This is a genomic window from Nonomuraea sp. WAC 01424 (genome assembly GCF_003947315.1).
GTDB lineage: Bacteria > Actinomycetota > Actinomycetes > Streptosporangiales > Streptosporangiaceae > Nonomuraea > Nonomuraea spiralis.
Genome location: NZ_QHHZ01000013.1, coordinates 155,481 through 168,310 on the forward strand (window position 1 = coordinate 155,481; position 12,830 = coordinate 168,310).

The 12,830-nt window shown below is 66.5% G+C and carries 11 protein-coding genes; 3 read left to right on the top strand and 8 right to left on the bottom strand.

What is annotated here, in order from left to right; genetic code table 11:
- Positions 1-60 precede the first annotated feature (60 nt).
- Positions 61-1,017, top strand: a complete 957-nt coding sequence (locus DMB42_RS33105) for a D-alanine--D-alanine ligase (protein ID WP_125640687.1) — start codon at positions 61-63, stop codon at positions 1,015-1,017.
- A gap of 1,418 nt (positions 1,018-2,435) precedes the next feature.
- A complete protein-coding gene (locus DMB42_RS33110; RefSeq protein WP_125640690.1) occupies positions 2,436-3,482 on the top strand; it encodes a low specificity L-threonine aldolase in 1,047 nt (348 codons plus the stop codon).
- A gap of 879 nt (positions 3,483-4,361) precedes the next feature.
- Here the strand turns inward: DMB42_RS33110 and DMB42_RS33115 are convergent.
- The 8 genes from DMB42_RS33115 to rpmH all read right to left on the bottom strand — a co-directional run bounded on the left by DMB42_RS33115 (position 4,362) and on the right by rpmH (position 10,338).
- A complete protein-coding gene (locus DMB42_RS33115; protein WP_125640693.1) occupies positions 4,362-5,327 on the bottom strand; it encodes a ParB/RepB/Spo0J family partition protein in 966 nt (321 codons plus the stop codon).
- A gap of 441 nt (positions 5,328-5,768) precedes the next feature.
- Positions 5,769-6,701, bottom strand: coding sequence for a ParA family protein (locus DMB42_RS33120; protein ID WP_396984367.1), 933 nt, complete (start codon positions 6,699-6,701; stop codon positions 5,769-5,771).
- Between the two features lie 146 nt (positions 6,702-6,847).
- Positions 6,848-7,519 carry a 16S rRNA (guanine(527)-N(7))-methyltransferase RsmG gene (gene rsmG / locus DMB42_RS33125; RefSeq protein ID WP_125640696.1) on the bottom strand — a complete coding sequence of 224 codons (672 nt, stop codon included), beginning with the start codon at positions 7,517-7,519 and terminating at the stop codon, positions 6,848-6,850.
- A gap of 544 nt (positions 7,520-8,063) precedes the next feature.
- The gene (locus DMB42_RS33130) at positions 8,064-8,552 is read right to left on the bottom strand and encodes a R3H domain-containing nucleic acid-binding protein (protein WP_125640699.1); all 489 of its coding nucleotides are present in this window, start codon (positions 8,550-8,552) and stop codon (positions 8,064-8,066) included.
- 20 nt (positions 8,553-8,572) lie between these two features.
- A complete protein-coding gene (yidC, locus tag DMB42_RS33135; protein ID WP_125640702.1) occupies positions 8,573-9,496 on the bottom strand; it encodes a membrane protein insertase YidC in 924 nt (307 codons plus the stop codon).
- A 4-nt stretch (positions 9,497-9,500) separates the two neighbouring features.
- Positions 9,501-9,779, bottom strand: coding sequence for a membrane protein insertion efficiency factor YidD (gene yidD, locus DMB42_RS33140; protein ID WP_125640704.1), 279 nt, complete (start codon positions 9,777-9,779; stop codon positions 9,501-9,503).
- A complete protein-coding gene (rnpA, locus tag DMB42_RS33145) occupies positions 9,776-10,117 on the bottom strand; it encodes a ribonuclease P protein component (RefSeq protein WP_229823899.1) in 342 nt (113 codons plus the stop codon). Before rnpA ends, yidD begins: the two co-directional genes overlap by 4 nt.
- A gap of 83 nt (positions 10,118-10,200) precedes the next feature.
- Entirely contained in the window at positions 10,201-10,338 is a 138-nt protein-coding gene (rpmH, locus tag DMB42_RS33150) for a 50S ribosomal protein L34 (protein WP_043614899.1), read from the bottom strand.
- A gap of 447 nt (positions 10,339-10,785) precedes the next feature.
- On the opposite strand from rpmH, the gene dnaA reads away from it, so the two are divergent.
- Complete coding sequence (gene dnaA, locus DMB42_RS33155) at positions 10,786-12,366, top strand: chromosomal replication initiator protein DnaA (RefSeq protein WP_125640711.1); 1,581 nt, start codon at positions 10,786-10,788, stop codon at positions 12,364-12,366.
- Positions 12,367-12,830 lie beyond the last annotated feature (464 nt).

Sequence of the window (12,830 nt, forward strand, 5' to 3'; positions counted from 1 at the left end):
ACACCATTCGCCGCCAGCCGCCGGTACGGTTGGACGCGTACGATCAGCGGAGGAGATGTGATGAGCGATCTGGGCCACGTGCTCGTGCTGGCCGGGGGCCTCTCCTATGAGCGAGAGGTGTCCCTGCGCTCCGGCCGCCGGGTGAGCGAGGTGCTGCGCGCCACGGGCATCGACGTGGAGGCCCGCGACACCGACGCCTCCCTTGTGCCCTCGATCCTCGCCGACCCGCCCGAGGCGGTGTTCGTCACCCTCCACGGCGGCGCGGGCGAGGACGGCGCGATCCGGTCCGTGCTCGAACTCCTCGACGTTCCCTACGTCGGCGCCGGCCCCGACGCCTGCCGTGTGGCCTTCGACAAGCCCACCGCCAAGGCCGTCGTACGCTCGGTCGGCCTGCGTACCCCCGAGTCCGTCACGCTCCCCCGGGAGACCTTCCACGACCTCGGCGCCACCGTGGTGCTCGGCCGCATCATCGACCGGCTCGGCCTCCCTCTGTTCGTCAAGCCCGCCCGCGGCGGCTCGGCCCTCGGCGCGTCCATCGTCCGCACCGCCGAGGACCTGCCCGCCGCCATGGTCGGCTGCTTCGCCTACGGCGACACAGCCCTCATCGAGCGGTACGTCGACGGCGTCGAGGTGTCGGTCTCCGTCGTCGACCTCGGCGAAGGCCCCGTGGCCCTGCCGGCCGTGGAGATCGTCCCCGACGCCGGAGTGTACGACTACGCGGCCCGCTACACGGCCGGGCACACCGAGTTCTTCGCCCCCGCCCGCCTCTCCGCGGCCGCCGCCGAGGCGTGCGCCCGGATGGCGGTGACGGCGCACACGGCGCTGGGGCTGCGGGACATCTCCCGTACGGACCTGATCGTCGACTCGGCCGACGACCCGCACTTCCTTGAGGTGAACGTGGCACCGGGGATGACGGAGACGTCCTTGCTGCCGATGGCGGCGGAAGCGGCAGGACGCGACCTCGGCGACCTCTGCCGCACCCTCCTCCAAAACGCCGCCCACCGCCCCCGCCCCTAACCCTCCCCCGTCCACATCGCCGGCCTACGCCCCCCATCCGGCGTCTCCCCCACCGTCAGCCTGGCGCCCTCCCGCCCCCCATCACGGGCGCCACCGCAGTCGCCGCTGGGGCCGCCCTCAAGCACCCCGTACGGACACCACAAGAGCCACACCATCGCGGACCTCAAACCAGACTCCTCCAGGGCCGCCCTGAGGGCCCCGCCGCAAAGACCCCTCACGGACCCCACAGCGGGCCACATCGCAGGCACCCGTCACATGCATCGCGCGGAAGGCCCTCACGGCACCGCAGCAACCGCCATCGCGAACACCGTCACAGGCCTCCCTCCCGGACACCACCATCCGCCCCAGGCACCCCTCACCGCCGTAACCACAGACACCTTCACGCCTTCACACCTTCGCGGCTTCACGGCTTTGCGGCTTCACGGCTTCACGGCTTTGCGGCCACCGTCACCCACCACCCGCACCACCGTCATTCCTAAGCGCACCCCACCCGCACCCCCGCGCGCAGCCGTTCACACCACCGCCCCCGCCTACCTCCCGGGCGCAACCGACACCCGGCAATCGACGGGCTTGGCAGGCACCGTCAGCCCGCTGCAGCTGTTGGCCGCCACCGAGGGCCTGGCCCCCTCCCCTCTAGCGAAGGGTCATCGACGCGGCCATCCGTCGCATTGGAGTCGAAGACAGAGCCGCATCGGACACCCTCGTAGACCCGCGCAAGCCGCACCGCATGAGCCGCAACGCCACCATCCCCCAGGGCCCTCCGCCGTCATCCGCTGTCACTCACCGTCCCACGCCCCGACGCCGCTGCCCTTGCTACACCCTCCTCATGCCCTCTCTAGCGGCATCGCCCAGGAAGTCCCTCGCCTACCGCCACACCACCACGCGCCAGACCACTTTTCACAACGCCCTCCACCCTTCCCGCACACTGCCTACCGCGAGACCTCACCCACTCCCCCTCTTCCGACGCTTCCGAAAGCTCGCCCCCATCGTTGAACTGTCGCGCCACCAACGAAAACCCACCAAGCACCACCCCCTCCACCGCCGCCCTCCAGACCGATCAGACGACCACCCGCGCACCTCGCAGCTCAAGGCATTCCGGTCTTCACCGCGCTCCCCTGCCGTGCCCCCACCCCCATCACGCCTCACCTGGCCGCGCCTGCCGCATGCCATCGCGCTTCGCCTCACATCCCCTCCACGCCGCCTACACCCCTCACATGCGCGCCACCGTGCATGCACCCTTACGCCCGAGCACCGCATGCGCCAATGCCACACCCACCCAGCGGCGCCATACACAGACCCACCACAGAGACACGACACCAACGCAACACCACCCCTGACGCCCCGCACAGCCGCCACGCCCTCACACCCTCGCGCCCCCAAAACAGCCGCCCCCGAACTACCTTGAATAGCCTTACGGTGTGCCGATCGATCCCACCCACCCCAAGAGCTTCGCCAGCGACAACCACGCCGGCGTGCACCCCGAAATCCTCCACGCCATCACAACCGCCAACCAAGGCGACGCCCCCGCCTACGGCGACGACACCTGGACCTCGACCTTCGAGCACAAAATCAAGGAAACCTTCGGCCCCACAGCCGAAGGCTTCGCCGTCCTGAACGGAGCAGGCGCCAACATGGTCGGCCTGGCCCTCATGCTCGGCCGCTACGACGCCATCCTCTGCGCCGACACCGCCCACATCGCTACCCACGAAACAGGTGCCACCGAACGCCTGCTGGGCGTGAAGCTCCGAACCATCCCCACCCCCCAAGGCAAACTCCGCCCCGACGACATCAAGGCCCACCTGAACCTCCTGGGCCAGCACCACGAACCCCAACCAAGGGTCGTCTCCATCTCCCAGGTGACCGAACTCGGCACCTGCTACTCCCCCACCGAGATCGCCGCCCTAGCCGAAACAGCACACGCATCCGGCCTACGCCTCCACGTGGACGGCGCCCGCCTGGCCAACGCCGCCGCCCACCTCAACTGCTCTCTGAAAGCCATCACCACAGACGCAGGCGTGGACGTCTTCAGCTTCGGCGGCACCAAGAACGGCGCCCTGGCCGCCGAAGCGGTGGTCGTCCTGGACCCGTCCCTGACGGACGCAGTCCCCTACCTCCGCCGGCAGTCACTCCAACTGGCCTCAAAGATGCGCTTCATCTCGGCTCAACTCTCAGCGCTCCTGACCGACGACCTGTGGCACCGCAACGCCTCCCACGCCAACCAGATGGCCCTCCGCCTCGCGAACGGGATCACCGACGTACCCGGCGTCTCCCTCGCTCAGCCCGTCGAGTCCAACGCCGTCTTCGCCACCCTCCCGCACGCCGTCAGCGAGTCCCTTCGCCAGCACTACCTCTTCCACTACTGGGACGAGCAGGCAGGCACGGTCCGCTGGATGACCGCCTACGACACCACTGAAGAACATGTAGACGACTTCCTAGCCGCCCTCCACAAAGCCGCCACCACCTGACCCGCCGCCGTTTCACGTGAAACACCGCCGGAGCGCCGCTCGACTCAGCACGAGCAAGGAGAGCCAGGGCCGGCGTTTCACGTGAAACGAAGCGAGAAGCCCGAGCCGAGAAAGTGCATGGATCCCGGAGCTGTTTCACGTGAAACGCTGCGGGACGGCGAGAGGCTGCACGCAGGAGAAGCAACGAAGGGCCGCAGGCGACAAGCTCCCAGGGGCTGCATGCGAAACATCAAAGTCCAGCGAAAGCTGCGCCCGCCGGCCGGAAGCGAACACCCGCCAGCCCCGCCGCCTCCCTCGGCGAGAGAGGTGACTCGCCCCTCCAGGAGTGGTGTCCCATGCAGACGGTTCAATGAAGACGTGCCACCACAGCGTCAAGCACTTCGCACGAACACCGGCCACATCAGACAACGCCCAGAAGACACCGCACCAAGCACGCATGCATGACGCCAGACCTCCGGAAGCTACACGGGTCCGCATGCTCCAGAGAAGCCGCTACCAACCTTCTGGGCGCAACCTCTCCCCACCCTCAGGACATCGCCTTCAGGAGCTCAGGTTCACGTGAGCCCAGACGGTCAATCGAGCTGGCCATCAATTGGAAGCGCACGAGCCGAAGCTCCCCCGGAGAGAAAGAGGCACGTGTTTCACGTGAAGCAGCCCGAACGCAAAGCCAGGTGCGCGAATCGCCCCAGCATCGCGCCTCAGAGGCTCAAGGGGCTCATCCAAGAACCAGCGGGCGTACGCGCTGGTTCAAGGAGAACGAAGCCGGGCGGTCGCGAGGTGGCGAGAAGAAACGAAGAGAAGGGGAAGAGGCGCGGCGAGCATGCCTGGCAAAGCGAGGCCGTGGATGAGGTGAGGGGTTTCACGTGAAACACGTGAGGGTCAGTCTTCGGACTCCCGCATCGCACGAGCAGCCTCAGGCGCCATCGTCCCGATGATCCGCTCAAGGTCATCAATGGTGGCGAACTCCACCACGATGCGCCCCTTCCGTCGCCCCAAGTCGACCTTCACCTTCGTCTCGAAGTGATCGGAGAGCCGGTCGGCCAAATGAGTCAGGCCAGGAGCGGTGGGCTTGGCCACCTGCCGCTCGCGCGGCGCCTTCTGGGCGGCCGCCTTGGCGCTGCCCATCGCGACGATCTCCTCCACCGCCCTCACCGACAGCAGCTCCGCCACGATCCGCTTGGCCAACTGGATCTGTTCCTCCGCACTGCTCAGGCCGAGCAGAGCGCGGGCGTGCCCGGCGCTGATGGTGCCGGCGGCCACCTTGAGCTGAACCTCCGGAGGAAGGTTGAGCAGCCGGAGCGTGTTGGTGATGTGCGAACGGGAGCGCCCCACCTTGCTGGCCAACTGCTCGTGCGTAGCCTGGAAGTCGTCCAGCAGCTGCTGGTAGGCGGCCGCCTCTTCCAGAGCGTTCAGCTGTTCGCGCTGAAGGTTCTCGATGAGCGCGTCCCGGAGAAGATCGGTGTCCTGCGTGTTCCGGACGATCGCCGGAACCGGGTCCAGGCCGACCTGCTGGCAGGCACGCCAGCGCCGCTCCCCCATGATCAGTTCGTACTGCCCACCGCCCACGGAACGCACCACGATCGGCTGCAGCAGTCCGACCTCGCGGATGGAGTCGGCCAGCTCCTGGAGGCGTTCCTCGTCGAACACGTCGCGCGGCTGGCGCGGGTTGGGCACGATCGCGGCCAGGGCAACCTCTTTGAAGTACGCTCCAGCGATCGGCTTCGGACCAACCTCGACTGTGGATCCGTTCGAAGGAGCGGGCGCTGTACCCGGGCCGTCAACGATGGGTCCGGTCGGGATGAGCGCCCCGAGTCCCTTGCCCAATCCCCGCCGCTGCTGACTCACTGCGTCTCCTCATCCAGCCGGTCGATTCCGGTCACTCCAGGAGAGGTTACCGTTGCGGGCCCAGCGGGGTGCCCCCACGCCACACACAGTCCCGTGGGATTTACGCCGACACGATCACAAATCTGCTCTACGTGTCACTAAGGACAACCAGAGGACCCAAGACTCCGGCATCGCCGGCTGACTGCCGACCGCTGCGCGACCATCGGTGAACACCACCCGGGACCGAACGTCTCCCCCGGCCCTCCGGAGGCCGCAACCTCGCGGCGATCGGCTGCGCCGGACAACAATAACGGCCGGACAAACGATGGCGGCGGGACGAACGATGGCGGGCCCCTACCCGGACTCCCCACCAGCAGGCGTTCGGGCACGGCCGACCGAACAGCCGGCGCCAAGGCGACCAGTTGCTCCCTTACGTGCGGTACGCGGAAGAACCGCGGCCGATCAGGCCACGGTGGCGCGATGCGCGATCTCGCGGGCCGCGTCCATGTATGCCATCGCGCCGCTCGACCCCGGGTCGTACGTCATGACCGACTGCCCATAACTGGGCGCCTCCGACAGGCGCACGCTACGCGGAATGACCGTCCTCAACACCGTGTCCCCGAAGTGCGACCGCACCTCGTCGGCGACCTGCGAAGCCAGCCTGGTACGCCCGTCGTACATCGTCAGCACGATCGTGGAGAGCCGCAGGGTCGGGTTGAGGTGGGCCTTGATGAGGTCCACGTTACGCAGAAGCTGCCCCAGGCCCTCCAGCGCGTAGTACTCGCACTGGATCGGAATCATGACCTCGTCCGCGGCGACCAGGGCGTTGACCGTCAACAGGCCGAGAGACGGCGGGCAATCGATGATGATGTAGTCGAATTCCACCTCTTCGTACGCCGCCAGCGCCCGCCGCAGCCGGGCCTCCCGCGCCACCAGCGACACGAGCTCGATCTCCGCGCCGGCCAGGTCGATCGTGGCGGGAGCGCAGTAGAGGTTCGGCATCTCGGGGACCTGCTTGACGATGTCCGCCATGGGCAGGTCGTCAACGAGCACCTGGTAAACGTCGGGCACATCGCCGCGATGCTCGGTGGCCAGGGCCGTCGAGGCGTTGCCCTGAGGGTCAAGGTCCACCACGAGGACACGCTGCCCATGCATGGACAGGGCCGCAGCAATGTTCACCGAAGTGGTGGTCTTGCCGACGCCGCCCTTCTGGTTGGCCACCGCGATCACTCTGCACTTCGCCGGACGCGGCCAGGAGCCGTCGCCCTCACTACCGGTGCCACCCGGCTGGGCGGTGGCAGGCTGGGTGGCGGCAGGTGTTTCACGTGAAACCACTGAGCTGAGCGCCTCTCGTACCAACGGCGAATCACCGGGGTTCAGGGGGGTCTGGGTCACGTTGGCCATCCTTTCAACCAGTGGTGTGCCAGTGCCGGGAATTTGCTGTTGCGACACGCCCATTTCGGGCCATCCAACCCCGGTTGGGCTCTCGGACAGACGGCTGTCCGGCCAGCCAAGACCGCAAGACGCGACTGGCACAACCGTCACCTCCTTCGTCGCCGCCTGGCTTGCTCCGGCGCGCGACCCGCTACCACCCGAACCAATGTTGCAGGCGGCTCGACCTTACCGTGCCCGACGGTCACAAGCTCGGCCGTTCGGGCGCCGCTGGCCCGCAATTGGGCCTCGGCCTCGGCGAGCTCGCCGGCGGCTCGCTCCCCCTTCATGGCTATCAGCTCGCCGCCCTCACGCAGAAGAGGCATGGCCCATTTGAGCAACCGGTCGAGCGGCGCGACCGCACGAGCGCTGGCGACGTCGAACTCCCGTACGCCCGCCAGATCCTCCGCCCGTCCACGCAACACCTCGACGTTGTCCAGCTTGAGCGCCTCGACGCACTCCTCCAGGAACACGGTACGGCGAAGCAGCGGCTCCAGCAGCGTGACCTGGATGTCCTGGCGGACGATGGCCAGGACGAGCCCGGGCAATCCGGCCCCGGAACCGATGTCCACCAGGCGAACGTCCGGCGGCACTGCCTCGGCCACCACGGCGCAGTTGAGCAGGTGGCGATCCCAGATACGCGGCACCTCACGCGGCCCCAGCAGCCCCCGAACGACACCCGGGCCCGCCAGCAACTCGGCGAACGCGTTCGCGCGATCCCAGGCCTCCCCGGCGAAGACGTCCCGCGCTATGTCCGGCGGCGCCGGAAGCTCTTCGCTCACTGGATGCTGGCCCTTTCTCAGTCTTCGATGGTGCTTGTTCTCAGATTGCCTGCTCGGCGGTGGCGCCGGTGGCATTCGACGGCGGGTGTCTCGACGCTCTAGGGACGGTGTCTACCCAAGGCTAGATGTGAGATCACAGGGGAAGACTAGCGGGCTGGCCTGTACGCGGCCGTCGAGCACGCCGCCGTACCCACCTCTCGATCCCGCCATCGACGCCAACTCACCCATAAACGATATGAAGCTCATAACCCTCAAAAGACACCGATATTGGCACTTTCGGGATGAACACCAACTCCAATGTACAAAAACGCGCAACCTCCGCTAATCACTCCGAACGCGAACGGCAGCGCACGAAGGCCCTCGATAACGCTCCGAACGCCAGGAAGCCGGATCAATCCGCACAGGTCCGGATGCTCGCCTGCAAACCAAGCCAACAGCCCACGCAAGCCCCGAGCCTCGGACGTACCGCTATATATACGGAAACGGCCGCCCATCAGCGCACCCAAGCGCGGACAGACGGCCGGACCGGCTGACAATGCACGTTTCAGGCGGGCAGGACCACCACGTACCGCTGCGGCTCCTCACCCTCGGACTCGCTGCGCAGCCCGGCGGCCGCCACCGCGTCGTGGACGATCTTCCGCTCGAACGGCGTCATCGGGTGCAGCGCCTTCGGCTCACCCTTCTCCTTGACCTCGGTGGCGATCTCGGTGCCGAGCTTGCTCAGCTCGGCCCGGCGCCGCTCGCGGTAGCCGGCCACGTCGAGCATGAGCCGCGACCGCTCCCCCGTCTGCCGGTGGACGGCGAGCCGGGTCAGCTCCTGCAGCGCCTCCAGGACCTCACCCGCGGGCCCGACCAGCTCGTTGCCCTTGAGCCCCACGACGGAGACCATGGCACGGTCGCCCTCGACGTCCATGTCGATGTCACCGTCGATGTCGGCGATGTCGAGAAGGCCCTCGACGTAGTCGGCAGCGATCTCGCCTTCCTGCTCAAGCGCGTTGAGATCAGGAGCCTTCTCCTGCTCGGCCTCGGTCATGGCCGGCCTCTCCTTCGTGTTCAAGACTTCTTGCTGCCGGTGCGCTTGCTGCGGGACTGGCGGCTGGGCTGCTGCCTAACGATCTTAGGCTCCGGCGGGGCGGGAGGTGCCTCCTCTTCCGGAGTAGTCTTGCGCATCTTGGCCACCAGGCTGGGCTTGGCCTTCACGGGGATGGCGTTGCCCTTGGCGTCGAACTGCGGCATCGGGTGCCGGCTGTAGAACCAGTGCTGCTGGCCGAGCGTCCACAGGTTGGTGGTGACCCAGTAGAGGATCAGGCCCAGCGGGAAGTTGAGGCTGAAGAAGGCGAACAGCGGCGAGATGTACATCAGGATCTTCTGCTGCTGCGCCATGGGGTTGTCCGGCATCTGGGCCATCGAGCGGGTCACGCTCTGCCGGACGGTGAGGAACGTGGTCAGCGAGCTGATCGCGACGAAGCAGCCGATGACGATCTTCTGGGAGACGCTGGGGGCCTCGAAGAACGTGGCGGGCAGCGGCGCGTTGATGATCAGCGCGTGCTTGGCGCTGTCGACCAGTTCCTGCGACATGCCGAACTTGGCCTGGTCCGCCGCGATGGCCCGCAGTACGGTGAACATCGAGATGAAGATCGGGAACTGGGCCACGACGGGGAGACAGCCACCGAGGGGGTTGGCGCCCGCACCCTGGTACAGCGCCATGACCTCCTGGTTCATGCGCTGCTTGTCGTTCTTGTAGCGCTTGCGGAGCTCCTGGACCTTCGGTGCCAGCTCCTGCATCTTCCGCGACGACCGCATCTGCTTGAGGAACAGCGGGAAGATGAGGATCCGCATGCAGACGGTCAGCGTGATGATGGTCAGCGCCCAGGTCAACCCGCTGTTGGGGTCGAGGAAAGTGCTGTAGACCTGATGGATCCAGGTGATGACTTGGGCGACGGCTGTGTACAGCCAATTGAGCCAGGACAGCTCCACCGAGCTAGCTCCCTTGCGTTTCGTGGGACCGGACCGGGCGTGGGGGCACCGGGTCTATACCTCCGGGATGGAATGGGTGGCACCGCCCGATGCGCCGGACAGTCAGCCAAGTGCCGCGCAATGCCCCATGTACGGCAATCGCCTCGAGCCCGTATGCGCTGCACGACGGGTAGAACCGGCAGCGTGGACCGAGCAGCGGGCTGATGAAGGCCCGGTAGAACCGAATGGGGACGATCAGCACCCGAGCGGCGAGGCCCGGCACCCCTTGCGGCTGCTCCGTCATTTGTGTCCACCCGTCGAGGACTCGCGCCGCCTGAGCAAACGATCCAGCGCGGCGTCGAGCTCGGCGGCCAGTTGCTCGATGCGCGCGGACGCGGCCGGTGGATTGGCGCGTACCACCAGCAGGCTACCTCGCGGCAGCCGGTCGAGACGGTCCCGCATCAGGTGTCGGAGCCGTCGTTTGACCTTGTTCCGGGTCACGGCGCCACCAACGGCCTTACTCACCACGAAACCGACCAGGGGTGTCTCTTCCCCGGAAAAGTTGAGATGCACCACGAGAGTGGGGCGGCCGGCGCGTTTGCCACGCCTGACCGCCGCTTCGAACTCATCCCCGCGTCGCATGCGGGATTGACGGGACAGCACCGTATACGCCTAACGCCCGTCGGCGAGGTACACCGACGGGCCGGACTTCTGGCGCGGGTCGATCAGGCCGACAGCTTCTCGCGGCCCTTGCGGCGACGGGCGGCGAGGATGGCGCGACCGGCCCGGGTGCGCATCCGCAGCCGGAAGCCGTGGGTCTTCGCGCGGCGACGGTTGTTCGGCTGGAAAGTACGCTTGCTCACGGGTGGGCTCCAGGCTTGAAGGTGCGCCCAGGGGCGCTTATACACACATGGCTGGCCTGCCGTGGGAGCGAGGGCACGCGAAATAGCCGTCGCGTGGCAAGCCGACCGTCGTACGTTACGGGCCAACAGTGTCTCAGGTCAAACCGAACGGGTTATCCACTGATCCACAGGCGACTTTTCCACCGCCGGGCCCGCGTCCACAGTTTGTGCATCCAGGTGCCACTAGGCTGTGGACAACGTCTTGAACACAGCTGTGCACATGGATACTGTCGGCCCTTCCGGACCACCTGAAACACAGTACACAGCCTGTGGATCTCCTGTGGAGGACCTGGGTACGGAGCCCTGCCGCCACGCTGTGGACGAAGGGTCGCCGGCCACACGGGGCGACCACTGCCATGTGGATAAACGATCGCGGGGGGCCGCGAGAGGGAGGAGGGGAGCCGCACCATGAGTGGTGTCGACCTCGGCACGGTATGGGCGAGGGCCCTGGGCAACTTCCTCAACGAGAACGTCCCCATACAGCAGCGCACCTGGCTGTCGATGGTCCGGCCGATCGCCCTCGCGGACGACACGATCGTGCTCGGCGTCCCCAACGACTTCCTCAAGGACCTCATCGAGGGCAAGTTGCGCCCGCTGGTGGCCCACGCGCTGTCGCAGGAACTCGGCATGACGATGCGGCTGGCTGTGATGATCGACACCACGGCGCCCGAACAGCTTTTGCCGGACGCCCATCAACAGCCTGTGAATATGCCTTATCCCCAGAGTGTGGATAGCCAGCCGCGTTACGCACAGCCCGTGCAACCGCAGCACTACCAGGTATCCGAGCCGCCGCAGTTCTATTCTCCACAGCCTGAGCAGCCACCGGCGTCCACCGAATATCCACAGCCTTCGTTCTCTTTTGAACAGGCGCAGCCGTACACACCGCCTGTGGAGAAGGCGCCTGAGCCGGCGCCGAATCGCTGGGAAGCGAAGAGCAGCAAGCCGAGCGAACCGGCCCGACTCAACCAAAAGTACACATTTGAGACATTCGTCATCGGCGCCAGCAACCGGTTCGCGCACGCCGCGGCCGTGGCGGTGGCCGAATCCCCCGCGAAGGCGTACAACCCGCTCTTCATTTACGGGGACTCCGGCCTGGGGAAGACGCACCTGCTGCACGCGATCGGGCATTACGCGCAGAGCCTGTACGACGGCGCCCGGGTGCGGTACGTGAGCTCGGAGGAGTTCACCAACGACTTCATCAACAGCATCCGCGACCACAAGGCCGACGGCTTCCGGGGCCGCTACCGCGCGATCGACATCCTGCTCGTGGACGACATCCAGTTCCTGGAGGGCAAGGAGCAGACGCAGGAGGAGTTCTTCCACACCTTCAACACGCTCCACAACGCCAACAAGCAGATCGTCATCTCCAGCGACCGCGCGCCCAAGCAGCTCATCACGCTGGAGGACCGGCTGCGCAACCGGTTCGAGTGGGGTCTGATCACCGACGTCCAGCCGCCCGAGCTGGAGACCCGCATCGCGATCCTGCGGAAGAAGGCCATCCAGGAGGGCCTGGCCGCGCCGCCCGAGGTGCTGGAGTACATCGCGAGCCGCATCTCCACCAACATCCGCGAGCTGGAGGGCGCCCTGATCCGGGTGACCGCGTTCGCCAGCCTCAACAGGCAGGGTGTGGACCTGCAGCTCGCCGAGGTCGTGCTCAAGGACCTGATCACCTCGGAGTCCGACACCGAGATCACGATCGCGGCCATCATGACCGAGACCGCCAACTACTTCGGCATCAGCATCGAGGACCTGTGCGGCACCTCGCGCAGCCGCGCGCTCGTCAACGCCCGGCAGATCGCCATGTACCTGGCGCGCGAGCTGACCGAGCTGTCGCTGCCGAAGATCGGCCAGCAGTTCGGCGGCCGCGACCACACCACCGTGATGCACGCCGAGCGCAAGATCCGGTCGCTCATCGCCGAGCGCAGGTCGATGTACAACCAGGTCAACGAGCTGACAATGCGTATCAAACAGAGCAAGCGTGGATCTTGATGGTCGTACACAGCCTGTGGAAAACACTGTGGACCAGCGGAAACGCGGAATCGCCGCGACGGTACGCCCACCAATGCCGGGAAAAATCCGCCCACAAGGGCTGGGGACGAATCTGGGGACATCCTGAGGACAACCTGGGGATGACTCGTGGATAACGTGTGGACGGCCTGTGAACAGTCGATCTGGGACTCCAGAAGGACCCCTCTTACCCCGTGGACAACCTGTGGAAACCCCGTGGATAACCCGTGGATGAACACACCATGATCTGGGGACGGCCTGTGGGTGACGAATCTTCGTCCCCAGGCGGCGAAGTTTCCCCCAGGCGTCACCCACAACCTCGGTGGATGAAAATACGGGGACTGACCTGCGAGAACTTCAGTTGTCCACAGTTCCCACAGCCCCTAGTGTGATGACCTCTTATCTCTCTTACTAAGAAAATCAAAGACCCATAGAGGGGTTCCGCC